This window comes from Corynebacterium sp. CCUG 71335 (assembly GCF_024454075.1).
Lineage (GTDB): Bacteria > Actinomycetota > Actinomycetes > Mycobacteriales > Mycobacteriaceae > Corynebacterium > Corynebacterium genitalium.
This window is the reverse complement of record NZ_JAGPYY010000002.1, coordinates 123,606-148,815: the sequence shown is the minus strand read 5'-3', so window position 1 is coordinate 148,815 and position 25,210 is coordinate 123,606. Positions and strand designations below refer to the sequence as shown.

The window sequence follows — 25,210 nt, the reverse complement described above, 5'->3', positions numbered from 1 at the left end:
CAGAAATCTCCGCGTCAAGGCCCCCTTTTGAGGCCCCGGGGGTCTCGTTTGATCACGACGAACCTGCAGTTAGCGGGGAAAACTAGTCCGCCACTCCGTCACGTTGTGCACCGCCACGCCGTGCCTATGTAACGAACACGTATCGGCTAAGTAAATAGCACATGTAGAAAAGCCGAAGAACTTTGTGTACAAATTAAGAAACCTCAAGTTTCTATCAGGAGGCATGGCATGAAGAAGAACACGCGAGTCGTCGGCAGCGCGATGGCCGCTCTGGCAATGAGCATTGGGTTAGCAGTCCCGCCGGCGGCGCTGGCGCAGGAAGACCCGAGCTCCCTCTCAGAGCTGAGTTCGTTGAGCTCGGGCAGCTCTGCGGTCGACGGCTTGAGCTCGACCAGCTCTGAACTGGACGGCTCGAGCGCCGCCGACACCGGGGCGGTGATGGATGACGTCGAAGAGCCAGATCCCGTCTACCGCAGTGGTCTCCCTAACGTGACTCCGCAGGGTGAACCGGGAACCGTGCTCGCTGAGGTGCCGCTCGACCAACGCGTGGGATTAGACAGCGCATCGGAGCAGTACCGCATTGCGTACACCACCGTGAACCAGCACGACCAACCTGCAGTGAGTACTGGCGCTGTCTTCTTGCCGGAGGGTGAGAAGCCGGAGGGCGGCTGGCCCGTGCTGGCCTGGGCGCACGGGACGGTCGGCTTGGCTGATGAGTGTGCGCCGTCGATCAACCCTCTCTCCCAGGTTGAAGCAGATTACCTTAACACCTTCCTGGACGAGGGCTACGCGATTGTCGCTTCTGATTACGTGGGGCTGGATTCTCCCGGCTTCCACAGCTACCTCAACGGAAAGGTCGCAGCAGAGAACGTTGTTGACTCCGTTGCTGCCGCGCACAACATGGAGATCCCGCAAGACAGTGAGCCCGTGTTCGCCGACAAATGGTCGGTGATCGGGCAGTCCCAAGGAGGCGGTGTTTCTCTCCATGTTGCTCGCCAAGCTACGGGGCTGAGTGAGGACATGGGGCTCGACTATCGCGGTGCAGTGGCAACGGGTGCACCGGCGTACGTCGAAAACCTCATGGTGGCTGCCGGACCTACCTTCCCGCGCACACCGCAGACCGGAATCTCGGCAACCTACTCGCTGTACATTCTCGCTGCTGTGCAAGAGGCTAACCCGGATGTCGACTTCGACTCCGCTTTGACCGACGAAGGCCGTCGCATGATTGCGGAATCCAAGAAGAGCTGTCTCTTCGAGGTCGCTGAAGCCATGAACGGTGTGAGCCTGGCGAAGGCATTCAACAAACCGCTGCGCGAGGTACCGGGCGCGGACGCCGCGATCCGTGACTTCCTGACCACCCCGGTGAGCGGCTACGACAAGCCGGTCTTCTTGGGCCACGGTCTGTGGGATTGGGACGTGCCCACCCCGATCGGGATGGTGCTCAACTCGGAGATCTGGGCCCGCCAGTTCATCGGCAACCCGCGCAACAACCGCGTGGTGGTCCGCTGGTACCCAGCCGACCACGTGGACACCATGCTCATTTCCACCAGGGATTCCGTGCCGTTCCTGGCCGGTATCATGAGCTAAACCCCAGTTGAAAGCTCACAGACTAGCCCGGGCTGCTTGTCAGCCCGGGCTATACCTGTAGCTCGGGGTGGATGTCTTTGTCCATGAGGACACGCTCGCGCCAGAACCCGGCCATCGCCAGGAGGAAGGCCGCCACTCCCACGAAGGCGAGGACACCGAGGGCTTGTTCCAAACGCGGGTCGCCGGTAGAGGAACCGAAGAGGGTGTGGCGCATCAGGTCCACCGAGAAGCGCATCGGGTCCCAGGAGTGGACCCACTGGATGAAGTCCGGCTGGACTTCTGGCGGGTAGACACCGTTGGAAGCGACAAGCTGCAAGGTCATCAGCACCATCGTCAGCAGGCGGCCCACGTTAGGGCCGAAAAGGGCGTTGATGGCGATGATCGAGGTGACAAACACCATCGAAATGAAGCACAGCGCGCCGAGCATCTGGCCGGGGTGCACCGGGTCGATATCCAGCAGGAAGACCTGGACGAGCCACAGGATCAGCGCCTGAATCAAGCCGATCCCCACGGCCGGGATCCAGGTGCCCATGACCACGCGCGCCGGGTTTGTACCGGAATCGATCGCACGGCGGGAGATCGGGTTGAAGATCATGAACATGATCAGGCCGCCGAACCACAGCGACAGCGACAGGAAGAACGGGGACAGACCCTGACCGAAGGTAGTCAGGGTGTCACCCGTCTCGTTGAGGCGGACAGGGGAGGAGGCCACGGATGAGGCGTCCTCCAGCTTGGAGCCTTCAAAGCGGGGGACTTGCTCGGCGCCTTCGGTGATCTTCAGGGCGAGTTCGCCGGAGCCGTCGTCAAGCTGAATGAGGCCTTCGTTGAGGGCTTCGACGCCGACGACGAGTTGGCGGGTGCCGTCGACAAGCATCGGGGTCTTCTCGGCTGCCGAGTCGACACCGAAGACCAGCGTCTCGGTGCCATCGGTCAGTTCCCCGGTACCCGTGACGAGCTTGCCGGAGCCGTCGTGCAGCAGCTTCAGCGCAGCGGAGAGGGTCTCCGCGCCATCGGCGGCCGTGTTGATGCCCTGCACGTACTCTGCAGCGGGGTCGTTGAGCTGGGTGGACAGCTCGCGGGCGCCGTCGCGAAGCTGCCGCAGCTTGCTGATCGTCTCCGGATCCAGCGCGGTATCGACCATCTGCTGCGTCTCCGGATCAACGGTGATGCCGGCCGCCGCCTGCGCCTCACGGGCCTTGTCGACCAGGTCGCGCGCTGCCGGACCGCCGACGTTTTCTAGGTCGTCGATCGCTTGGTCCAGCGCCTCATTGATCTTCCTGTTGGCCTCCTGCAGCTGTGCGAGCTGGTCGCTGACACCGGTGACTTCATCCACTCCAGCGGACACAGCGGCAGCACCGGCACCCAGCGCGTTGGTCGCCGTGCGCAGTTTGTCCATGCCGTCCGCGAGCTCGTCGGCGCCGTCCGAAGCTTCCCCGAGGCCTTCGTTGAGCTTCTTGGCGCCGTCGTCCAGCTTGTTGGCACCGTCGTCAAGCTTGTGCGCGCCATCGACGAGTTCCGGAAGCTTTTCGACGGCAGTATCAACCCCATCCTCAAGCTTGTGCACCCCGTCCTCAAGCTTCTGGGAGCCATCCTTCGCTTCACCGGCACCCTCGTGCAGTTGACCGGCACCCTCAGAGGCTTGGTCCATGCCGTCCCCGATGGTGTTGAAGCCCATGAACAATGTGTTGGTGATTTGCTCGCCGACGGTGCTACTGATCACCGCCGTCATCACACGCGCCACCTGGTTACCCAGCATGGTGGGGATGAAGCCGTTGGTGTTGTTCAGCGTGACGTTCATCTTCGCCGGGTGCGGCTCGTCAGAGTTCACGGACACTGCGGCCTCAGAGAAGTCCTCCGGGATCTCCACACCCAGGTAGTACGTGCCGTCCGCGATGCCCTGCTGGGCTTCCTCTGCGCTGACCTCGACGAAGTTCATCGGCTCGACCTTGAGCAACTCTTCCGTCACCTGGTCGCCGGCGCGCATTTCCTCCCCGTCAGGGCCTACAGCGCCCTTGTCCGAGTTGACCAGCGCCACCGGGATCTTGTCCAAGTTGCCCAACGGGTCGAAGTACGACCACACGAAAATACCACCGAACAGCAGCGGTAGAACCGTAATGGCCAGCAACGCCAGCGGCGGCAAGATGCCATTGAGCAGCTTGCGGAAGTGGGTGCCCACATGAAGTCCGGAAATCATGCGCTGGCCTCCTCAGTCTGATCGGTGTGTTCGGTCTGTTCGGTTTCAAGTTCGGGCTCGGACGGGTTGCCCGAGCGCAGATCTATGACGTGGTCCGCGTGGTTGCCTGGGTCCTCGTTCACGGTGCTCACGACAACGGGTAGGTGGCGGGAGAGCGTGAGAAGGTCGTCGAGAAGCTCCTGGCGCAGCTCTGCACTGCGGATCTGATCGATGTCGTCCACGACGATCGCCACGGCGTTCTTGCGCGCGACCAGCGCGAGAAGGACGCGCAAACGGAAACGGTCCTGGACGGTCAGATCACCGACGTCGAGAGACGGGTCAAGGTCAGTCAGGCGCAACGGCTCCAGCCACGGCTTGACCAAGTCGTGGCTGAGAATGTCCTTCGGCACGAACTTGAAGAACGGTTGCGCCCAGGCGACCTGCTCGCGAATCACCTCGCGGGTGTCCACCTGGCGCTCCAAGCTGTCCAGCAGCGTGGTTCCGGCGAGCGCGACCTTCTTGAAGCGCTGGCGGGGCTTCGAGGCGTCGCCAACATGCACGTCACCGCTCTTCTGGCTGAAGCGGCCGGCGAGCGTCATGCACAGCGTGGTCGCGCCGACTTCGCGCTCAGTGATCAGGAGGGTCAGGCCGTCGTAGGTGTCGAACGTCAGCGGATCATCGCCTTTACGCAAAACAAGATCCCGCACGTTGAAGATGGGTTCCATTGGGTGCCCCCTCGGCTAAGTGGAGGATAGACTATCGGAAATTCATGCTGTATCATTCCGCACTACAAGACTGTAGTCAAGGCGGGGACGATGAGATCTGACGCAAAAGCACGGCGCGAAAAAATCATTGACGCGGCATGCGACCTGCTGCGCACCCGCCCCGAATCCACCGTCACCCTCGAGGCCATCGCTGCCCGCGCCGGGGTCGGCATTGCCACTCTCTACCGCAACTTTCCCACCCGGGCGGACCTCGACGCCGCGTGCGGGCTGCGGTTGTTGACGAACGTGGGGGAGTTCATCGACGAAGCACTCTCACGCTTTGCCGACGACCCCCAGGCCCACTGGGACACCTTTGTGTGGCAGCTTCTCGATTACGGTGCCGGCCCCCTCGTCGCCGCTATCGCCCATGACCGGTGGCAGCACCATCCGGAACTGTCCGCCGAACGGGCGGCCACCATGGAGGCCTTCCAAGGTGTGCTGGACAAGGCGGCGCCAGCCGGACTGGTGCCTGCCGGGCTCACGCCGCTCGAGTTCGCCGCCGAGATGTTCGTGGTCACACGGCCTCTCGACGGCGAGATGGTGGCAGTTGACGCAGACGTGCAGCGCCGCCTTGTTGGTCGGTTGCTCACGGCCTGGAGGAACGCGGGATAGCTACCGCCGCTACTGGTTGCCGCGGGGGTTGGTGGCGTTGCGCTGATCGTCGTCAAGCGTGTCCAGCGTGGACAGCTGCTCATCGATGGAAGACAGAAGCTCCTCATCGCGCTCCGCCGGCTCCTCCGACAGCGGGCCGTGAGCCGAGTGAGCGCCAGCGGCCTCGTTCTCGACGCGGTTCCCGCTGCCGATCTTGTCGGCGGTCTCACCCTGCGCTTGGGTGCGCTGGCTCGTGGTGGTCGAGTACACGTGGGTCACAGAGCCGTCCGAATTGGTGTGCTCGTCCGTCTTCTTCACCGGACGGTGGTCCTTGCGTGGCACCTGCTTCGGCTCCTCGCGCAGGAAGAAGTACCAGACAGCGCCACCGATCGCGGCCAGGAGAGCAAGCACGCCGGTCGCTGCGCCGATGCCCTTCGCCTGCTTCTTGCGCTTGTTCTTCTTGGCGGTCTTCTCCGCGTTCTTCAACACTCGCTTGCCCAGCTGATCCGAGTCGAACTGGGCGCGGCGGCGGTCCAGGCGGGCGTGCGCGGCGCGGGTGATGTCACCTGCTTCGCGGCGGGCCTCGCTGAAGCGGGACTCGTCAATGATGTCGTCGATGTTGTCAATGTCCTTGAGGTCGTCTGCGTCAACACCGCGGCTCGGGTTGGCCAGAACGCGCACTGCTTCGTAGACGTTGCGCTTCTCAGCCTGGTTCAGGTCGCGGTACTGGCCGTAAAAGTGGTTGGCCACCTTCATGGCCAGACGGATATTGCGAAGGTTCATGGTGTAGGTCACCTTTCGGAGAGTTAACTTTGCCCTCCACAGTAGGTATGTCTGCGGGTTCTCGCCGTCTATAGAGTTTTAGTATCGCCTTTTGCGCGTTCTCCGGCCCTATTTCGGCCCGTTTTCGGCCTAGAAGGCGATAGTAAAATTCTATTCCGCCCGGCCCCGGGCGATCTGGACCGCTCGGTCCATTTCCGCACCGCTCAACCGCCCGAGAAGCCGAATTAAATTCACGCAGGGAACCCCCTCAACCAGCACGAACACCCCGCCCCGCCCGCTGACCTTTTGATCGCCCCGCAGCCCGGGGGTTACATTCACACACAGTTTTCCAAGTGCTGAGCCCAGCCAGTTCAACGCCCCGCTAAAGCGGAAACGTTGAACAGATAAACCTAAACCGACTAGGACGAAAGGACTCCTTCGTTGTCTGAAGGACATTTTTCGTCGAGGCTGTCGGCGTCTGCGCCCTTGGATCCCCTCGATGAAGCACTGGAACAGTCGGCTCGCACTCCTGCGCGCACGGCTTTGAGTTTCGAGCTCATCCCTCCGCGCCATGATGCTGATGAGGCCAAACTGAAGGACCTCGTTTCGGGGCTGGCGGCCTACAAACCCGACTACATTGCTGTGACGAGTTCACGGCGTTCGGGCTGGCTAGAGGGCACGGCCGACTTCATTGCGCGCCTGACCGAGTCGACGAACTTGCCGACCATCGCTCACCTGGCCTGCACAGCGGGCACGGAAGAGGAACTGGCGGACTGGATCCGCCGCCTAATCGACTCTGGTGTGCGCGGATTCCTCGCCCTGCGCGGTGACCTCCCGGAGGGGGAGACCAGCCTGCCGGAGGGCTACCTGCAGTACGCGACGCAGCTGCTCACCCTCATCCAGGAGATCGAGGAGGAGAATGCGTACCGCCTCGCCGCGGGCAAGCTCGCCCTGTCGGTGGCGTGTTATCCCTCCGGCCACGCGGAGTCGCCGACGCCGGACCTCGACCTGGACGTTCTGCTGTCGAAGCAGCGCTTGGGCGCGGACTTCGCCATCACGCAGCTGTTCTTCGCCGCAGAGGATTACCTCCAGTTCGCGGAGCAGTCGCGCATGGCTGGCGTGCGCATCCCCCTCATCCCCGGCATCATGCCTATGACCAGCCTGAAGCGGGTCGAGCGCATGGGCGTGCTGTCGGGGATTGAGGTACCGCAGACCGTGGTTGACGCGCTGTCGTCGGCCAGCACGCCGGAGGAGGAGTATGAGGCGGGCATGCAGCTCACTGTTGAGCTCACGCAGAAGCTTCTCGACGCCGGCGTTGGCGGTCTGCACATCTACACCCACAACAACCTGGCGGTGACCGAGGACCTGTTGTCTAGGCTCGGCATTGAGAAACCAACCAACTAAGGAGATACTGTGACGAATTTCCCTAAGGCAACGATCGAGGGTTACCCCCGCATCGGTGCGAACCGCGAGCTCAAGCGCGCGCTGGAGTCCTACTGGGCCGGCCGCATTGACGCTGACACGTTCCGCACCACGACGCGCGCGCTGCGCATCGACACCTACAACCACCTGCGCGACCTCGGTCTGACCGAGGACTACGCCATCCCGGCGGATGTCGCGTACTACGACCAGGTGCTCGAGACCGGCCTGACCGTCGGCCTGATCGCTGGCGGCACCGACCTGGACGAGGAGTTCGCTCTCGCCCGCGGCAACGACACCCGTGTGCCGCTGGAGATGACCAAGTGGTTCGACACCAACTACCACTACCTCGTGCCTGAGGTTGAGGCTGGCCAGGACATCACCCCGGCTCCGGAGCGCATTGTCCGCCTGGTTGAGGAAGCCCGCGAGGCTGGCCACGCTGTCCGCCCGGCACTCGTCGGCCCGATCACCCTGCTCGCGCTGGCCAAGCCGGTCGAGTGGTCGCTGCTGGACAAGCTTGTCGACGCTTACGCACAGGTCTTCGCCGCCCTCAAGGAAGCCGGCGCTGAGTGGGTCCAGGTTGCAGAGCCCGCACTGGTCGCCGACCTGTCCACCCCGGATGCTGAGCTGGCGAAGTACGCGCAGTCCGCTTGGTCCCGTCTTTTGGACGCTGAACAGCGTCCAAATGTGTACATCACCACCCCGTACGGCTCGCTGCGCGAGGGCCTGAACGCCCTGGCATCGGTGAAGCCGGAGGCTCTCCACGTCGACCTGTCCCCGTGGACCCTTGACGCTGACCCGGACTACCCGCAGCGTGTCGCTGCAGCCGTCCAGGATGGCACCACCCTCGTTGCCGGCCTCATCGACGGCCGCAACGTCTGGGCCGCTGACCTGCGCAAGAAGGTCGAGGTCCTGGAGACCCTGGGCACCGCGGGCGAACCGCACGTGTCCACCTCCACCTCCCTGCAGCACGTCCCACACACCCTGAACGCCGAGAAGAACATCCCGGTCGAGGTCGCACCGTGGCTGTCTTTTGCCGACGAGAAGATCGAAGAGATCACAGCTCTCGTTGCCGGCGAGGGCAACGCACCGGAGGCGTTCGGCCGTTCTGACCGGGCTGTCCGCACGCGTGCAGAGTCCACTCGCATCCACAACTCCGCTGTCACCGACCGTGTTGCCGCACTGCCTGACGGTGCCGTCCAGCGCCAGCCGGAGTTCGCGGAGCGCCAGGAAGCTCAGAAGGCCCTCGGCCTGCCGCAGTTGCCGACCACCACGATCGGCTCCTTCCCGCAGACCACCGAGATCCGCAAGGCCCGCGCCGACCACCGCGCAGACGAGCTCACCGACGAGCAGTACAACGAGGCTCTCAAGACCGAGATCAAGCAGGTCATCGAGCTGCAGGAACGCCTGGGCCTCGACGTGCTCGTCCACGGCGAGCCGGAGCGCAACGACATGGTGCAGTACTTCGCGGAGCTTCTCGACGGCTTCGTCGTCACCGAGAACGGCTGGGTCCAGTCCTACGGCTCCCGCTGCACCCGTCCGCCGATCGTTGTCGGCGACGTCTCCCGCCCGGAGGCCATGACCACCGAGTGGTCCGCCTTCGCGCAGTCCCTGTCCGACCACCCGGTCAAGGGCATGCTCACCGGCCCGGTGACCATCCTGGCCTGGTCCTTCAAGCGTGACGACGTGCCGCTGTCCGTCTCCGCCGACCAGATCGGCGTCGCTCTCGCCGACGAGGTCGCCGACCTGGAGAAGGCCGGCATCAAGGTCATCCAGATCGACGAGCCGGCCCTGCGCGAGCTCCTGCCGCTGCGTGCCGACGACCGCCCGTCCTACCTCGACTGGGCCGTCCGCGCCTTCCGCCTCGTCGCCCTGGAGGCGCAGCCGACCACGCAGATCCACACCCACCTCTGCTACTCCGAGTTCGGCCAGATCATCGATGCCGTCGCCGGCCTGGATGCCGACGTCACCTCCATCGAGGCCGCACGCTCCAAGATGGAGCTGCTCGAGGACATCGACGAGACCTTCCATGCCGAGATCGGCCCGGGTGTCTACGACATCCACTCCCCGCGCATCCCGTCCAAGGAAGAGATGGTCGAGCTCATCAAGGCCGCCCTGGAGAACGTTCCGACCGACCGCCTCTGGGTCAACCCGGACTGCGGCCTGAAGACGCGCGGCTACGCCGAGGTCGAACCGGCCCTGGCCAACATGGTCGCCGCCCGCGACGAGGTCGTCTCCGGCCTCTAAGACTCGAAGGTCCCAGGCCCCTAAGGTCCGAGCCCCTGAGCCTCCGAGGCTTACAACCACTTTCAAACGGCTAACCCCGGGAACCGTGTACATGGTTTCCCGGGGTTTCCGTCGTTTTGGAGAAGGGGCTCCAGGCCCCGGCCGTGCGCTCCAGTGGACCCGCGTGGATCTCGATTACATCCACACCACTGACCGCCGGTAAAACCCCAGGTCAGATTTAGTGGCTGCGGTAACTAGGTAATCGAGATCCACGAGTCCACGGGCCACCACCACGGGCCCCTACGCGAACGCGCCGATGCCGGTCATCTTCTGGCCGAGGATCAGGGTGTGCATCTCGTCGGTGCTGAATATGTAACGAAACCTACGCAGTGCATTGCTCTATTTGTGCAGATTGGGTAGTATTTTAATCAATCGAGACCCCCTCCAAGCTTCTCATCGGAACAGCGCAATATGAGAGGGGGGCTTGTTATTCTTAGCACTGTGAACAGGCGGAAAGACTACCTGTCGGTCCAAGAGCAGGTCGAGAAAATCAAGGATCGAGGACTTAGCATCCCATCCGAGAAAGCCGTCGCTTGTTTCCTGGAACGGAATAACTACTACCGTTTCTCTGGCTATATGCGCTATTTCCAAAAGGACTTGGCGCATGGTGAAGATGAATTCATTGCTGGTGCTACGTGGGATGAAATCGTCGATCTGTACGAATTGGATGCACGCTTGAGGTCTCTCCTGCTCGACGGGATCCAACTCGCTGAGATTTCTACTCGAACCGCGTTCGCTCTGAGTGAGGGCGCGAAACATGGTCCGTACGAAAGCTTCCTTAGGTCCACGGCTTACAAGCTGCCTAAAGATCCTTCAGTGAAGCCGACGCACAAACTGATTGCTAGTGAGCTTCAACGATCGAAGGAGCCGTATATAAGTAAATACCGCAAAGATGCAGCTGGGAGGGGTCCTGCCTGGTTGAGAGACGTACCGGTGTGGGTGGCCGTTGAAACGTTCTCGTTGGGAACGCTTTCTAAGGCGATCACTTACAGGAATGACGCTGGTGCTGTGTATGGAGAAACTTGTTCTACCCTCGGGGTTGGTAAACCTTTTCTTGCCAGCCAGCTGCGTTCCTTCACCTTTGTGAGGAATAAGTGTGCTCACTCATCACGCTTGTGGAATTGTTTCGTTCTTGACCAGCCGAAAGTGCCAACGAGTGCGAAGAACCGGGCCGAACGAACCTTAGGTGAACCCTATGAACCAAACTCCGTGATGGCGACAATCGTTGCCCTGGATAACTTCCTTTTCCGCACTGGCATGCGTGTGGGCTTCCTCGATGAGTATCTAGAACTTGCAGCTGGAAAGCCGGCTTTTCGTCGAGGGATATCCGATCCGCAGAATTCTTAAGGGCTCTTTTGATTCCTGAAGGATGGCCCCGGCCGTGCGCTCCAGTGGACCCGCGTGGATCTCGATTACATCCACACCACTGACCGCCGGTAAAACCCCAGGTCAGATTTAGTGGCTGCGGTAACTAGGTAATCGAGATCCACGAGTCCACGGGCCACCACCACGGGCCCCTACGCGAACGCGCCGATGCCGGTCATCTTCTGGCCGAGGATGAGGGTGTGCATCTCGTCGGTGCCCTCGTAGGTGCGCACGGATTCGAGGTTGGCGGCGTGGCGGATGGGGGAGTAGTCGTGGGTCACGCCGTTGCCGCCGAGAATGGTGCGGGCCTCGCGGGCGATCTCGATGGCGGTGCGGGTGTTCTGGAGCTTGGCCACGGAGATCTGGGAGATGTCCAGGGTGCCGGCGTCTTTCTGGCGGCCGATGTGCAGAGCCAGCAGGTAGCCCTGGTTCAGCCCAACGGCCATGTCGACGAGCTTTTTCTGGGTGAGCTGGAAACCGGCGAGCGGTTTGCCGAACTGGGTGCGCTCCTTGGCGTAAGCGAGGGCGCATTCGATGGAGTCGCGGGCGGCGCCGAGCACACCCCAGCCGATGCCGTAGCGGGCCTCGTTAAGACACATGAACGGGGCTTTGAGGCCGAAGCGGCCCGAGAGGATCTTGTCTTCGCCGACAAGAGCGTCCTTCATATAGATGTGTGCCTGGGTGGAAACACGCATGGACAGTTTCTTGTCGATCTGCTGGGGGTCGAAGCCCGGGGTGTCCTTCTCCACGATGAAGCCGGCGATGGTCTCGTCGCGGCCCTCCGGAAACCCGTCGAGACCAGCTGCTTCGAGGTCGGCGGTGGACACCTTGGCCCAGATGATGGTCAGGTCGGCGTAGTGGGACAGGCCGATCCAGCGTTTCTCGCCGTTGAGCACCCAGCCTTCACCGGGCTTGTAGGTGGCGCGGGTGGTCATGGAGGCGGGGTCGGAACCGGCGGTGGGCTCTGTCAGGCCGAAGGCGCCGAGAAGCTCGCCGGCAGCCATTTTGGGCAGGTATTTCTCCTTCTGCTCCTCGGTGCCGTTGAGGTGGATCGAGGTCATAGCCAGCGAACCGAGCACGGAGAAGATGGTGCGCAGGCCGGAGTCAGCTGCTTCGACCTCGAGCATGGCCAGGCCGTAGTCCACGGCGGAGCGGCCGGGGCAGCCGTAGCCGGACAGGTGTGCGCCGATCATGCCTTTTTCAGCGAAGCGGGGGATGAGTTCGAAGGGCACGTGGGCGTCTTCGTACCACTGGCCGACGTGGGGTTTGATCTCGCTTTCGACGAAGGAACGGATATCGTCGCGCCATTCGATTTCATCGCGGGAGAGCAGGCTGTCGAAGTTGATGAGGTCGGTGGCGAGGGGAGATGCGGAGGTCATGAGGTTCCTTTCGGAAGTTGAAGAGGCTGAAGAGATGGAAGCGGTTATTTGGCAGGAGTTTGGGCGATCCACTCGAGGACGTCGCCGCGATCTTCGTCGAGGCCGGGGGCGGCCTTGGTGTAGGTGATGCCGCCGGAGCTCATGTCGAGGGGATTGGAGACGAAGGGGACGCGGTCGGTGCCGTCCTTAGTGGTGATTTCGACGACGGGCTCGAGCTCGAGGTCGTCGGCGAAGCCGATGGCTTCACGCACCGACAGGATGGGTGCGATGGGAAGGCCCTTGGCGCGGAACAGGTCGATCCATTCGTCGGCGTTCTTCGACGCGAGCAGTTCGGTGAGGATCGGGCGCAGTTCCTCGCGGTTGGCATTGCGCTGCTCGTTGGTGGCAAAGCGGGGATCGTCGGCAAGCTCGGGGGAGCCGAGGCCGTTGACAAGCGTTGCGAATTGCTTGTTGTTGCCGACGCAGATGACGAGCTCGCGGTCCTTGGCGGGGAAGGGGCCGTACGGGAAGATCGACGGGTGGTCGTTGCCCGTGCGGGTCATCTCGGCGTCGGAGGCGACGGCGGCGGATGTCATGTTGACCATGGACGACAGGGCCGCAGACAGGAGGTTGGTGCGGATCGTCTCCCCGCCGCCGCCGAATCGTTCGCGGCGCAAGAGCGATGCGAGGATGCCGACGGTGGTGTGCAGCCCGGTGAGGACGTCGATGAATGCGTAGCCTGCTTTTTGCGGCGGGCCGTCGGGCGAGCCCGTCATGGACATGAACCCGCTGGACGCTTGAATGAGCATGTCGTAGCCGGGAAGCTGCGCCCCAGCGCGCGAGCCGAAGCCCGTGATTTTCGCGTGAATGAGCTCCGGCCACCGTTTTCTCACGGTCTCTGGGTCGAGCCCGAATTTATCAAGGCTGCCGACACGGAAATTGTCCATCAGCACGTCCGCCCGGTCAATGATCGCGTACGCCGTGTCCAGGTCGTCCGGGTCCTTCAAATTGAGCTTGATGGAATTCTTGTTGCGGTTGATCGACAGGTAGTACGTGCCCACATCGCCGCGCTTCGGCGGCACCCACCCGCGGGTGTCGTCGCCATTCGGCCCCTCGACCTTGATCACGGTCGCGCCGAGGTCCGCGAGCAGCATCGTCGCATACGGCCCAGCGAGCACGCGCGAAAAATCCGCGACGACAATGCCTTTTAAGGGGCCGGCTTGTGGTTGCTGTAGCGCCATTTTCTTACGGTCTCCTTTTTAGTTTCGCTGTTCGCTTATCGACGACTCCAGGTCCTGCTCCAGCTCCCCAATGAACTCGTGGTCTTCGATATTGGATTTGCGGGCGGATTCCTCGAGCTTCTTCCTGTCCGCCGCGGGGAGAGCATCCGCGCTGCCGTGGCGGCGGAACAGGCGCCGTGCCTCGCGGCGCAGGGAAATCTCCTTGCGCAGGTCGTGGCGGTGCGTCCACCAGGCCCAGCCGATGATGACCATGATGAGGATCCCCATGTAGCCGAGGATGGGGTAGACCCAGCCGATGAGGTTGCTGAAGCCGATGAAACTGAGAACGAAGCCGACAAGCGCGGTGACGACGTAGACGGGGTAGAAGCGCTTCGGGTTATTGCGTGAAATGCGCTTGCCGAAGGCGTAGAACATGCCGATCGCGGTGTTGTAGACCATGCCGTAGATGGCCACTGTCATGACCAGGCCGAGGATGGGGTGGATGTCAGTGACCATCGCCAGGGTGGGCATTTCCTGGTCCTTTACAGTGTCCACGCTCAAGTACAGCGCGGTGACCAGCATGGCCAGCAGGAAAAGGAAGCACGCGCCGCCGGCGAGGCCGCCGAGGCCCGCTTCGCGGGGGTCGAAGAGACTGCCGCCGATCACGATCGCCATGGACACACCGACGATAACTTGCAGGCCGATGCTGTTGATCGCGGACACCCACCAATTCGGCAGTGTCGTCGGAACCTGGGTAGCCTGCTCGTGCAGGTTGGAGAAGTCCGGGTTGGCGTTGATGATCGCCCACACCGTGGCGATGCCGATCATGATGATGATCAGCGGGGTCAGCGCACCGATCGCCACCGTCACCTTCTCCACGTCCAACAGGCCGGTGAGCAGCACTAAGACCAGCATGATGGTTGCGCCGACCCATTCCGGCCACCCGAATTGCTGGTTCAGGTTGGCGCCCGCACCGGCGAACATGGAAAAACCGATGCAGAACAGGCAGACCAGGGTGGCGGCGTCGAGGATCTTGGACACGATCGGACCGGAGATCTCGTCGAACACGCTCGTGTGCTCGGTGGCGCGGTGGTAGCTGCCTAGCTGCAGCATGGCGAAGCCAGTTAGCGCCAGTGCCAGCGCCGTAATGATCGCGCCGAGCACACCCCAGTTGCCGAAGGCCACAAAATACTGCAATGTCTCACGGCCGGAAGCGAAGCTGGCGCCGACGAGCACGCCGACAAATGCCATCGCGATATTGAACACTCTCAGTCCCATGAAAGAACCTTTCTCTATGCGGGAGTTGCTGGGGGGATCCGGCCGTTTAGAAGCCGATATAGCGGATGTCCAGGTATTCCTCGATTCCCTCGGTCCCGCCTTCGCGGCCGAAACCGGATTGCTTGATGCCGCCGAACGGGGCGGCGATGTCGGTGATCATGCCGCGGTTGATTCCCACCATCCCGGCGGCGAGTTCTTTGGCGAAGCGCTTGCAGGTGTGCGTGTTCTCGGAAAACGCGTAGGCCGCGAGACCGAATTCGGTGTCGTTGGCCTTCTCGATCGCCTCGTCGAGCGTGCTGAACGTGGTCACTGTCGCGACCGGCCCGAAGATTTCCTCGCGCAAAATCCGCGCCCCGTCGGGGATGCCGCTGAGCACGGTGGGCGGGTAGAAGAAGCCCTTCCGGTCCGGGACCTCACCGCCGCGGTGGACGGTGGCACCGGCTTCGACGGTCTCGGTGACCAGGTCGTGGATGCCGTCGCGTTGGGCGGCGGTGATCATGGGGCCGAGGGTGGTGCCGTCGTCAAGCCCGTTGCCCATGACGACCTTGTCCATCTTCTTGCTGAGTCGTTCTGCGAAGTCCGCGGCGATCGATTCGTGCACGATAAAGCGGTTGGCAGCGACGCACACCTCGCCGCCGTTGCGCAGTTTCGCCTGCATGGCGCAGTTCAGCGCGAGGTCCATATCGGCATCCTCCGCGACGACGAACGGGGCGTTGCCGCCGAGCTCCATCGACGCGCGCTGCAGGTGCTGCGACGACTGTTTCACGAGGATCTTGCCCACCTTCGTCGAGCCGGTGAATGTGATCTTCCGCAGGCGTTCATCCGCCATCAGGGTGTCCGACAGCTCGCTCGACGTCGTGCTGGGGAGGACGTGGATGAGGTCGCGCGGGGCGTCGAAACGCTCCAGCACGTCCCACATGACCTGGCCGAGCAGCAGCATCGATAGCGGAGTCTCCCTGGCGGGCTTGACCAGCACCGGGCAGCCGGCCGCAAGCGCGGGCGCGATCTTGCGGGCACCCATCGCGAGCGGGAAATTCCACGGCGTGATCGCTAGGACCGGACCCACCGGCGCGCGCGAGACGACGATGTCCCCGGCACCGGACGGCGACTGGGCGTAACGGCCGGGAATTCGCACCGCTTCCTCGCCGAACCAGCGGAAATAGTCCGCCGTATTCGCCGTTTCCCCGCGCGCCTCCGCGAGAGGCTTGCCCATCTCGATCGTCATCGTGCGCGCGAAATCATCCTCGCGCGCAAGGATTTCCTCGTAGATTGCGTGCAGGATATCGGCGCGCTGGCGCGGGGTGAATGCGCTGAACTTCTCTTGCGCATCTACGGCGCGGGTCAACGCGTCGAGCCAATCATCCGCACGCGTATCCGCGACCTCTGCCACCCCTTCCTCCGTCGCCGGGTTCACCACCGTGAACGATTCGCGCTGAGCAGACGTGTCGGCGCGCGGATCCAGTGGCAGGTTATCCGGCAGCTGCTGATCGGTGGTCAGTGTCATGTCGGTCAACTCCTTGGGTGTGTGCGTGGTGCGGTGCTTAGAAGGTGTTCTTGACGGCGGCAACGAGGATTTCTAGGCCCTCGACGAGCAGAGTCTCCGGGATGACCAGCGGCGGGAGAAGGCGGATCACGTTGCCGTCTGTGCCGCAGGTGAGCGTCACAACGCCCTGCTCCTTGCATGTGTTGGCGGCGGCGGTTGCGCGTTCGCCGGTGTCCAACTCGAGGGCGATCATGGCGCCGCGGCCACGGACTTCGCGCACTTTCTCTTTATCTACGAGTGGTTCGAGGTGCGCCCGGATCAGCGACTCGATCTCTTTCGCCCGGCTCCGCAGGTCGTTGTCCTCGATTTCTTCGAAGACTGCCAGCGCTGCGGCGCAGGCCAGTGGATTTCCGGCGTAGGTGCCGCCGAGCGCGCCGGGTCCGGGCGCGTCCATGATCTCCGCGCGGCCGGTCACAGCAGACAAAGGCAGGCCACCTGCGATCGCCTTGGCTGTGGTGATCAGGTCGGGTTCGATTCCTTCGTTGTCACAGGCGAACATGTCGCCTGTGCGCGCCAGGCCAGCTTGGACTTCGTCGGCGACGAAGACGACGTTGTTCTCACGGCACCAGGATACGATCGCTGGTAGGAACCCTTTCGCTGGTTCGACGAATCCGCCCTCGCCTTGGATCGGTTCAAGCACCACGCAGGAGAGGTTGTCCGCGCCGATCTGCGTTTCGAGCACGCGGATCGTTCGCTCCGCCGCCTGTTCGCCCGTCAGCCCGTCGTGCAGTGGGTACGACGCGGGCACGCGGTGGACATCCGAGGCGAACGGCCCGAAACCATCCTTGTACGGCTTATTCTTCGCTGTCATGGCCAGCGTGAAGTTCGTGCGCCCGTGGTAGGCGTTATCGAAGGCGGCCACCGCGTATTTCCCGGTGTGGGCGCGGGCGATCTTCACCGCGTTCTCCACTGCTTCCGCACCGGTGTTGAACAGCGCGGTCTTCTTCGGGAAATCGCCCGGCGTGAGCTCATTAAGCTTCTCGCAGACAGCCACGAATCCTTCGTAACCGGTGACGAGGAAGCAGGTGTGGCTGAATTTCTGCGCGGCGTCTGCGACCGCCGCAGACACCCGGGGATTGGAGACACCGACCGAGGTCACCGCGATGCCGGAGGCGAAGTCGATGAGAAAGTTACCGTCGGCGTCGATAAGCACGCCCCCGTCCCCGTCGACGATGTAGCGCGGCAGGCCCGGCGCCATTGCACGAGCGACGGCTTCTTCCCGGCGTTCATTCAAGCGCGCGTTCTCCCCGTCAGTTGGAGCGCTGGTGACGCGGCGTTCCTGGGGTAGGCGGTAGGTGAGGTCCTGCATGATCACTCCTTCAAAACCGGTAACTATTTGTTGACAAAACAGTATGGAGCGAAGAAGGTGACCCGCGTCATGTACAGTGTGGCGAAATAGAGACGTGAGTTTATACAGAACGGAGACTATGAGTTGTTTCCCTTCACATTTCTCGTCGATAGCCAACACCTCGGCTTGACCGAGATTGTCGCGCCGCCGAAGCCCTCTTTCACCGTCGTGCAAATCAACGAGCTGGAAACCCCGGGGTCTTTCATCCAGCAGGAAGCATTCGTGCTCACCGTTGGCGCTGCATTCCGTGACAACTCCGATGGCCTGCGCGGACATGTCGAGCATCTCGCGGAGCAGGGCACCGTGGCGGTCGGCTTCGGCATCAGCACCGTCTTCGGACGCATCCCAGATGCCGTCGTGGACGCCGCGCGGGAGAACAACGTGGGCCTGTTCGAAGTGTCGCGGCCCGTGCCGTTCGCCCGGATTTTGAGCGCCGTCCATGAAGAGCAGCACCGCCGCTCCACCGCCGAACAGGAAAAGCGCGCTTACCTGCACCAGCAACTGCTCCACTCCCAGGAGAAGCTCACGCAGACCGCCACCGCGGGCGACGTCAAAGCCCTCACGCGCGATGCCGCCACCACCCTCGAGGCCCGTGTGACCATCAAAGACCCCAACGGCCTTCTGATCGCCGAGCAAGTCTCGCGGGCCTTCAACGCGATGAAAAAGACCTACTCGAGCTCCTACCGCATCAGCTCGTCCGCCACCGACGGTCGGCCGTACACGGTCGATGTGACCTCCACACGCACGCTCACAGACCAAGACCGGTCTCTCATCCGCCACTACGCCGGCCTAGCAGCCACCCTTTTATCGCGCCCGGCTCACCTGCGGCGGATCCATAACCAGCTCAATTCCTTCGCGCTGCGCATCCGCCTCGGCATCACGGATGAGGGGGAGCTCTATTCCGGTGCCGTTGACACTCCAGTCGACCGGGAAGGCTTCACCCGGCCGATCGTCATCGCGGCGCAATCGCCCCGCGGGATGCAGGCGGTGGTGGAGCGGCTGGACAGGGAGACGTCGAAAAGCGATCGGCTACTACATGTCCTCGAGGTCGATGAAACGACCTTCCTGATGGTGGTGCGCCCCGATGTGACCGTGCGCGATGTGCTCGGCACCCTCGGTGAGCACCGCGGCCGCGTGCGCATCGCTGCAGGTGGACCGGTGCTGCTTGCCCGGCTGACGCTGGACCACGTGAATCAGCTCGTCTCCAGAGCGCGGACTCTGCGGCCTGGCGATGTGGCTCGCGCCAATGATTCGGGGCTTCCGTGGCTGCGCGACCCCACCGTCGCCCACGCGCTCGCGGCCAGACGCGAAGAGATTTTCGGCCGGCTGATCAGCTTTGATGCCGCCTACGGGACAGATTACGAGACCACCCTCGCCGTTTTTCTTCGTCACGGTGCGCGGCTGGGCGAGGCCGCCGAGGCTCTGGGTGTGCACCGCCATACCGTGCGGACCCGGATGGCCAAGATCGAGAAACTGTGCGAGATCGACCTACATAACCCCGCCCACTTCAGCGAGGCCTACCTGGCCATGACTGCGTTCGAGGGCGGGGCGGGGTGAGGGGGTGCTGGGATGGTGGATCTAGATTGATCAGTTGCCAGAGCAAGCGAAACTGACCTGGGGTTTTGTGGCCTGGGCTGGGGCTGTCTGGAATCTAGATCCACTAGACCCTCGACTCTTTAGCTATGACTACCTCTCTACGCCCGCGCGCGACGGGCGAGCGTGTTGCCCACAGACTGGATGGCCTGGACGATGATGATCAGGAGCACCACCGTCGTGAGCATCGCGATCGAGTCGAACTGCTGGTAGCCGTACGAGATAGCAAGGTCGCCGACGCCGCCGCCGCCGATCGTGCCGGCCATCGCCGTGGCGGAGATCAGGCCGATCGTTGCCGTGGTGACGGCGAGAATGATGGACGACTTCGCCTCTGGCAGGAGGAAGTATCTGATGGTCTGGAAGAGGCTGGCGCCCATGGAATCGGCAGCCTCGGTGATGCCGGGGTTGACCTCCAGCAGGGACTGCTCGATGAGGCGGGCGATGAACGGGGCGATGTACAAGGTCAGCGGGACGAGCGCCGCGGTGGTGCCGATGGCGGTTCCCGCGATCACGCGGGTGAACGGAGAAATAGCCACCAGCAGGATAATGAACGGCAGCGAACGGATGATGTTCACGACCACATTGAGAACGCCGTAGACAACCTTGTTGGGCTTCAAACCGCCCGGCCGGGTGATCACGAAGGCGAGCGCCAGCGGGATGCCCAACAATGCGCCGAGGAACAGAGAAATGCCGACCATGTAGAGGGTCTCGCCGAAGGAGTCGAGGTACATCTCCGGAGTGACGCGGGAGCCAGTGGTGTCGCGCCACCACGTATTGAGCTGATTCATGCTGTTACATCTCGCTATTCTTCACCAGTGCGCGGGAGAGAGCCTCACGCGCGGTGGCATCGAGTTCGGGCGGGATTACGGTGTCCACGAATTTCTGGGTCAGTTCGTGCTGCGGGTCCGCGAAGACCTGTGCCACTGGGCCGGATTCCACAAGACGGCCCTCGGAGAGCACCGCCACGTTGTCGGCCAAGCGGGCAATCACGTCGATCTGGTGGGTGATGATCAAAATCGTCACTCCGAGTTCCTCGTTGATATTGCGGAGCAGGTCGAGGATCTGGGAGGTGGTGATGGGGTCGAGGGCGGATGTGGGCTCGTCGCAAAGCAGCATTGTGGGCTCCGTGACAAGCGCGCGGGCGATGCCCACGCGCTGACGCTGACCGCCGGAGAGCTGCCGCGGCTTGTGCTGGGCGCGGTCGGTGAGGCCGACCAGCTCAAGCACCTCAGCAGTGCGGCTTTCGATCTCGCTCTTCGGCGTCTTGGTCAGCTTCAACGGGGTGGCCACATTCTCCGCGACCGTTTTCGTTTCCAGGAGGTTGACGCTTTGGAAGACCATGGCGACTTTCCGGCGGAGCTCACGCAGCTCGGACGTGCTCAAGGAAGCCGGCTGCTGTCCGTTCACGGTGACGGCGCCGGAACTCGGGGTTTCCAGTCCGTTCACCATCCGGATCAGCGTGGATTTGCCGGCACCCGAGGTGCCCACGACACCGGTGACACTGCCTTCGGGGACAGTGAAACTGATGTCGTCGAGGGCGGCGAAGGAGCTATCCCGCGTCGGGAACACCTTTCCGACATGGTCGAATACAACAGCGTCAGTCATGGAAGTCAGTTCGCTTACTTCAGAGAGTCGGGCAGGAACCAGTAATCGTTCTCGTTCTGGGAGTCGAAGAACTCCTTGAACTCGTCGGAACGATACGCCTCAGCGACAGCATTCGCCCACGGAGCGTCCTTCTTGTCCTCGGTAGTGACCGCGACGAGGATCAGCTCAGGGCGCAGTTCCTCCTGGAAGACCTGCAGGTTTGGGTCGAGCTTGGCGGAGTAGCTCATCGAGCCCGGGATGACGGCCCAGTCGAGATCCGGGAGGGAGCGCGACAGGTTCGCGGAGTCCATCGGCTTGATCTCGAGGTTGTGCGGGTTCTCATCGATGTCCGACTCTGCGAGCAACGTCTCGTCGGCGTCGTCGCGGAGGGTGATCCAGCCTGCGTCGACAAGCACGTGGAGTGCGCGGGACTTATTCGATCCATCGAGCGGGATGCCGACCGTCTGGCCGTCAGCGACCTCGTCCAGGGACTTGTGCTTCTCCGAGTACAGGCCCGCCGGCACCGTCGGAACTTCGGTGATGGAGGTGAGGTTTGCGCCCTTTTCCTCGTTGAACACGTTCATCCACGCGGTGTGCTGCTCGACGTTGAGGTCGGCGGAGCCCTCCGCGAGAGCGGTGTCGGCCTGGGTGAGGTCGGTGAAGTTCTGGACGTCGACCGTGTAGCCCTCTTCCTCCAGGATGGGTGCGACACCGTCCTGGAAGAGCTCAGAGTACGGGCCCGGGGAGGTTGCGACGCGAATGGTCTTGTCGTCGCCCGCATCGGTGCTCTCGCTGGAGCCGCATGCGGTGAGGCCAAGAACGAGGGAGCCAGCTGCCACGGCGGCAGCGATCTTCTTGAACATTCTGGGGTCCTTTCACGTTTCTAAAAGTGCTGTAGCTGAATGCTAATACTAAACCGTACGGTATGCCTAAACAAGACAGATCTGTCTATCTTGGTGCTGGTACGGATGTCCGCCCCGACGCGTATCCTGGTTCGCATGACTCAGAAGACTCAGACCATCACCTTCCACACCAACCACGGCGCCACACCAACCACGGCGACATCGTTGTCGACCTGTTCGGCAACCACGCGCCGAAGACCGTCCAGACCATCACCGGCCTGGCTGACGGTTCCCAGGATTACTCCACCAAGAACGCCTCCGGCACCACGGACGGCCCGTTCTACAACGGTGCAATCTTCCACCGCATCATCCCGGGGTTCATGATCCAGGGCGGCGACCCGACCGGCACCGGCACGGGCGGCCCGGGCTTTCAGTTCGCCGACGAGTTCCACCCGGAGCTTTCCTTCGACCGCCCGTACCTGCTGGCCATGGCTAACGCTGGCCCGGGCACCAACGGCTCCCAGTTCTTCATCACCGTTGCCCCGACCCCGCACCTGACCAACCGCCACACCATCTTCGGTGAGGTCACTGATCCGGCGTCCCAGAAGGTCGTCGACGAGATCTCCAACGTGCAGACCGGCCGCATGGACCGCCCGGTGTCCGACGTAGTCATCGAGTCCGTCACCGTCGCCTAGGTGCGTAAACTCCTTCACGGCGCCCCCGCCACAGCAGTCATTGCGTTGCTGTGCGCGGGGGTTTTCGCGGTTGCTGCGTTAGACGCGCGGTCGCTTAGCGACGTCATTTGGGCCTCCCGCCTCGGCCAGACCTTCGTCCTCTACGGGCCCTTGGTCGTTGACACCCCCTTCGGATATCTTCGTGCCCTGACGTCGGGGTTCCTGCACGTCGACATCTCCCACCTGGTGGTCAACCTGCTCGTGCTCGTGTTCATCGGGCCGGTGGTCGAGCGGTTCGTCGGCACTGGCCCGTATGTAGCGGCGTACCTGGCCTGCATCCTCGGCGGGTCAGCCGCCGTGTTGTTCTTCGGCTTCGCCCAGCCGACCGCTGGCGCGTCCGGCGCGCTCTACGGCTTGATGGCGATCCTCGTGGCTATCGCCGCCCGCAACCGAGCTGACCTGCGCGCCCCACTCGTCCTCGTGGCCGGAAACCTCGTGTTCACCCTGGTCATGCCCGGTGTGAGCCTATGGGGTCACCTGGGCGGAATGGTCACTGGGGCGCTCATCGCTGTGCCGCTCACCGCGCGCGAAACGCGGGCCCAGTGGTGGGGTGTTGTTGCCGCCCTAGCAATCACCGCCATGGCCATCGCAGCACCTGTCTTGGCGTGAAAGGCCTGATCAAGCCGGGCGTGAAGAAAATCATGGCGAACATTCGCTAACGCTCATACAGTGGCTGACATGCCAACAAAGTTTCGCGTACAAAATCCGAAAACCAATGAAATTGTCGAGAGCTTCGACTTCATCACCGACGACGAACTAGAGCAGGCACTGGCCACTGCGAACGACACGTTCAGGGAGTGGCGCGAGAAGAGCTTCGAAGAGCGCGCCGACGTGCTGCGCAAGGTCGCATCGCTTTTCGACGAGAAGCGCGCCGAGCTGTGCAACATCATCGCAGAAGAAATGGGCAAGTCCGTTTTTGAGGGCGACGGCGAGGTCGACGATGTCGTCGACATCTTCAACTACTACGCCGACAACGGTGCACAGTTCGGCGCCGACGAGGAGATTCCGAACAACCAGGGTGGCACCTCCATCATCCGTAAGGTCCCGCTCGGGATCATCGTGGGCATCATGCCCTGGAACTTCCCCTACTACCAGGTGGCGCGTTTCGCAGCGCCGGCACTCATGGCCGGCAACGTTGTGATGGTCAAGCACGCCGAAATCTGCCCGCGCTCCGCAGCGGCCATTGAGAAGATCTTCGACGAGGCTGGCGCTCCGAAGGGCCTCTACACGAACGTGTACGCACAGCACTCCCAGATCTCCACCATGATCGAGGATGACCGCGTGCAGGGCGTGTCCCTGACGGGTTCTGAGACCGCTGGCCGTGCCATCGCATCGCAGGCAGGCCAGGCACTGAAGAAGTGCGTGCTCGAGCTCGGCGGCACCGACGCATACCTGGTGCTGGACTCCTCCGACGTGAGGGCCGCAGCTGAAACGGCGTGGCAGAAGCGCGTCGGCAACGTCGGCCAGGCATGCACGGCGAACAAGCGCATGATCGTCATGGAGGACATCTACGACGAGTTCGTGCAGGTACTGGTGGATCTCGCGTCGTCCTACACCGAAGGTGACCCGTTGAACCCGGGTGAAGGCAACGAGTACTACCCGCTGTCGTCCCGCGACGCCGCAGAGATGCTCTCCCAGCAGCTGCGTGTTGCGGTCGATGAAGGTGCCAAGCTTCACGTCGGCGGCAAGGTCACCGGCGAGGGCGCCTACATCACCCCGGCCGTGATTACAGACATCCCTGTCGGCACCGACTCTTTCTACGAGGAGTTCTTCGGCCCGGTCGCCGAGGTGTACAAGGCCACGTCCGAGGAGGAAGCGATCGAGCTGGCCAACGACTCCCGCTACGGCCTCGGCGGCGCAGTGATGTCCGAGGATGAGGAGCGTGCGAAGAAGGTGGCGGCGAAGATCGACACCGGCATGATCCACGTGAACATCCCGCAGGCCCGTGGTGCTGAGCTGCCGTTCGGCGGTGTGAAGGCATCCGGTCTGGGCCGTGAGCTCGGGCCGCTGGGCATGGATGAGTTCGTGAACAAGCAGCGCTACTACATCGCCGGCTCCGACTCCGCAGTCTAAGGCGGGTTTCAGCACTCCGTTTAGCTCGCTAGCCCCGGTCGTCATTGTGACGGCCGGGGCTAGTTTTTTGTGCCCTGTGATGTGCTGCCGCCGAGTTATCCACAGGGTGTGGAAGATCCTGTGCATAAGCCACTTCCGTACCACTTTGCACAGCCTGTGGAAAAGGCGTTTTCGCAACCCTGACCTGCTGTTTCCATGCCTTGTCAACAGTGTTTGTGCACAGGCCTGTGTAACACGTCCTGGGGATTTCCCGGTGGGGATAGTTGGGGATAAACCCGTGCACAACACACCGGGATTTCCACACGTTTCACAACCTCAAGGTGGACCGTGTGCGGGCATGAAAAAACCAGCGCTGAGTGCAGCGCTGGGCGACGGGCCGGGGAGCGTGGCGCGGTTGTTAACGCCACCCCATGGTCATCAGCAGACCGATGATCAGGCCGGCGAAGCCGATGAGGTAGTTCCACGCACCGAGTTCGTTCATGACAGGGATCTGCGGGCCGGCGAGGTAGTTGACCACGAGCCAGAGCAGGCCGATGGCCATGAACCCGAACATCAGGATCTTGTACCACATGGGCGTGCCGCCGGTGTTGATCTTGACGGGGGTGCGGTTGGCGCCGGTGGACGTCGTCGTCACCGGGGTAGCGGCGGTGTCCTTCGTGACCTTTGCCTTGGGCATTACGTACGTCCTTT

20 protein-coding genes and 1 pseudogene are annotated in these 25,210 nt (G+C 62.7%); 9 read left to right on the top strand and 12 right to left on the bottom strand.

The window, feature by feature from the left end; genetic code table 11:
* Nucleotides 1–228: 228 nt before the first annotated feature.
* Entirely contained in the window at nucleotides 229–1,587 is a 1,359-nt protein-coding gene (locus KBX19_RS02220) for a lipase family protein (RefSeq protein ID WP_005287619.1), read from the top strand.
* A gap of 49 nt (nucleotides 1,588–1,636) precedes the next feature.
* Here KBX19_RS02220 and KBX19_RS02215 read toward each other — a convergent pair whose 3' ends face one another.
* Together KBX19_RS02215 and KBX19_RS02210 are read right to left on the bottom strand one after the other, a co-directional pair.
* Nucleotides 1,637–3,781, bottom strand: coding sequence for a YhgE/Pip domain-containing protein (locus tag KBX19_RS02215; RefSeq protein WP_255997238.1), 2,145 nt, complete (start codon nucleotides 3,779–3,781; stop codon nucleotides 1,637–1,639).
* Nucleotides 3,778–4,485 (bottom strand): ATP-binding protein, encoded by a 708-nt coding sequence (locus KBX19_RS02210; protein ID WP_255997237.1) that lies wholly within the window; start codon nucleotides 4,483–4,485, stop codon nucleotides 3,778–3,780. Before KBX19_RS02210 ends, KBX19_RS02215 begins: the two co-directional genes overlap by 4 nt.
* 90 nt (nucleotides 4,486–4,575) lie before the next feature.
* Between KBX19_RS02210 and KBX19_RS02205 the strand changes: the two genes are divergently transcribed.
* Nucleotides 4,576–5,136, top strand: coding sequence for a TetR/AcrR family transcriptional regulator (locus KBX19_RS02205; RefSeq protein WP_005287611.1), 561 nt, complete (start codon nucleotides 4,576–4,578; stop codon nucleotides 5,134–5,136).
* Between the two features lie 9 nt (nucleotides 5,137–5,145).
* Here KBX19_RS02205 and KBX19_RS02200 read toward each other — a convergent pair whose 3' ends face one another.
* On the bottom strand, nucleotides 5,146–5,898 hold the full coding sequence (locus KBX19_RS02200; protein WP_255997236.1) for a hypothetical protein: 753 nt from the start codon (nucleotides 5,896–5,898) through the stop codon (nucleotides 5,146–5,148).
* A gap of 420 nt (nucleotides 5,899–6,318) precedes the next feature.
* Here KBX19_RS02200 and KBX19_RS02195 point away from each other — a divergent pair, with 420 nt between their 5' ends.
* The 3 genes from KBX19_RS02195 to KBX19_RS02185 all read left to right on the top strand — a co-directional run bounded on the left by KBX19_RS02195 (nucleotide 6,319) and on the right by KBX19_RS02185 (nucleotide 10,929).
* Nucleotides 6,319–7,281, top strand: a complete 963-nt coding sequence (locus KBX19_RS02195) for a methylenetetrahydrofolate reductase (RefSeq protein ID WP_255997235.1) — start codon at nucleotides 6,319–6,321, stop codon at nucleotides 7,279–7,281.
* 9 nt (nucleotides 7,282–7,290) lie between these two features.
* A complete protein-coding gene (gene metE / locus KBX19_RS02190) occupies nucleotides 7,291–9,543 on the top strand; it encodes a 5-methyltetrahydropteroyltriglutamate--homocysteine S-methyltransferase (RefSeq protein WP_255997234.1) in 2,253 nt (750 codons plus the stop codon).
* 480 nt (nucleotides 9,544–10,023) lie between these two features.
* A complete protein-coding gene (locus tag KBX19_RS02185; protein ID WP_255997233.1) occupies nucleotides 10,024–10,929 on the top strand; it encodes an Abi family protein in 906 nt (301 codons plus the stop codon).
* Between the two features lie 170 nt (nucleotides 10,930–11,099).
* On the opposite strand, the gene KBX19_RS02180 is transcribed toward KBX19_RS02185, so the two are convergent.
* From KBX19_RS02180 to gabT, 5 genes are read right to left on the bottom strand one after another with little or no spacing between them, the layout of a single operon-like run.
* Nucleotides 11,100–12,326 carry an acyl-CoA dehydrogenase family protein gene (locus KBX19_RS02180; protein ID WP_005287600.1) on the bottom strand — a complete coding sequence of 409 codons (1,227 nt, stop codon included), beginning with the start codon at nucleotides 12,324–12,326 and terminating at the stop codon, nucleotides 11,100–11,102.
* A gap of 44 nt (nucleotides 12,327–12,370) precedes the next feature.
* Nucleotides 12,371–13,546, bottom strand: coding sequence for a CaiB/BaiF CoA-transferase family protein (locus KBX19_RS02175; protein WP_255997232.1), 1,176 nt, complete (start codon nucleotides 13,544–13,546; stop codon nucleotides 12,371–12,373).
* 18 nt (nucleotides 13,547–13,564) lie between these two features.
* Nucleotides 13,565–14,803 (bottom strand): hypothetical protein, encoded by a 1,239-nt coding sequence (locus KBX19_RS02170; RefSeq protein ID WP_005287593.1) that lies wholly within the window; start codon nucleotides 14,801–14,803, stop codon nucleotides 13,565–13,567.
* Nucleotides 14,804–14,849: 46 nt separating this feature from the next.
* Nucleotides 14,850–16,307: an NAD-dependent succinate-semialdehyde dehydrogenase gene (locus KBX19_RS02165; RefSeq protein ID WP_255994662.1), complete on the bottom strand. Its 1,458-nt coding sequence runs from the start codon at nucleotides 16,305–16,307 to the stop codon at nucleotides 14,850–14,852.
* A gap of 37 nt (nucleotides 16,308–16,344) precedes the next feature.
* Nucleotides 16,345–17,655, bottom strand: a complete 1,311-nt coding sequence (gene gabT, locus KBX19_RS02160; RefSeq protein ID WP_255997231.1) for a 4-aminobutyrate--2-oxoglutarate transaminase — start codon at nucleotides 17,653–17,655, stop codon at nucleotides 16,345–16,347.
* A gap of 123 nt (nucleotides 17,656–17,778) precedes the next feature.
* Between gabT and KBX19_RS02155 the strand changes: the two genes are divergently transcribed.
* Nucleotides 17,779–19,251, top strand: a complete 1,473-nt coding sequence (locus KBX19_RS02155; RefSeq protein ID WP_255997230.1) for a PucR family transcriptional regulator — start codon at nucleotides 17,779–17,781, stop codon at nucleotides 19,249–19,251.
* 137 nt (nucleotides 19,252–19,388) lie between these two features.
* On the opposite strand, the gene KBX19_RS02150 is transcribed toward KBX19_RS02155, so the two are convergent.
* The 3 genes and pseudogenes from KBX19_RS02150 to KBX19_RS02140 form a co-directional block, all read right to left on the bottom strand.
* The gene (locus KBX19_RS02150) at nucleotides 19,389–20,075 is read right to left on the bottom strand and encodes a methionine ABC transporter permease (protein WP_005287582.1); all 687 of its coding nucleotides are present in this window, start codon (nucleotides 20,073–20,075) and stop codon (nucleotides 19,389–19,391) included.
* A 70-nt stretch (nucleotides 20,076–20,145) separates the two neighbouring features.
* Nucleotides 20,146–20,892 (bottom strand): annotated as a pseudogene (locus KBX19_RS02145) (methionine ABC transporter ATP-binding protein); the annotation flags it as partial.
* Nucleotides 20,893–20,906: 14 nt separating this feature from the next.
* On the bottom strand, nucleotides 20,907–21,734 hold the full coding sequence (locus KBX19_RS02140) for a MetQ/NlpA family ABC transporter substrate-binding protein (protein WP_005287575.1): 828 nt from the start codon (nucleotides 21,732–21,734) through the stop codon (nucleotides 20,907–20,909).
* Between the two features lie 62 nt (nucleotides 21,735–21,796).
* On the opposite strand from KBX19_RS02140, the gene KBX19_RS02135 reads away from it, so the two are divergent.
* From KBX19_RS02135 to KBX19_RS02125, 3 genes are all read left to right on the top strand, one after another.
* A complete protein-coding gene (locus KBX19_RS02135; RefSeq protein WP_255997229.1) occupies nucleotides 21,797–22,408 on the top strand; it encodes a peptidylprolyl isomerase in 612 nt (203 codons plus the stop codon).
* On the top strand, nucleotides 22,409–23,056 hold the full coding sequence (locus KBX19_RS02130; protein ID WP_255997228.1) for a rhomboid family intramembrane serine protease: 648 nt from the start codon (nucleotides 22,409–22,411) through the stop codon (nucleotides 23,054–23,056).
* A gap of 69 nt (nucleotides 23,057–23,125) precedes the next feature.
* Complete coding sequence (locus KBX19_RS02125) at nucleotides 23,126–24,520, top strand: NAD-dependent succinate-semialdehyde dehydrogenase (protein ID WP_255997227.1); 1,395 nt, start codon at nucleotides 23,126–23,128, stop codon at nucleotides 24,518–24,520.
* Between the two features lie 397 nt (nucleotides 24,521–24,917).
* On the opposite strand, the gene crgA is transcribed toward KBX19_RS02125, so the two are convergent.
* Nucleotides 24,918–25,196 (bottom strand): cell division protein CrgA, encoded by a 279-nt coding sequence (gene crgA / locus KBX19_RS02120; RefSeq protein ID WP_255994667.1) that lies wholly within the window; start codon nucleotides 25,194–25,196, stop codon nucleotides 24,918–24,920.
* Nucleotides 25,197–25,210: the final 14 nt, after the last annotated feature.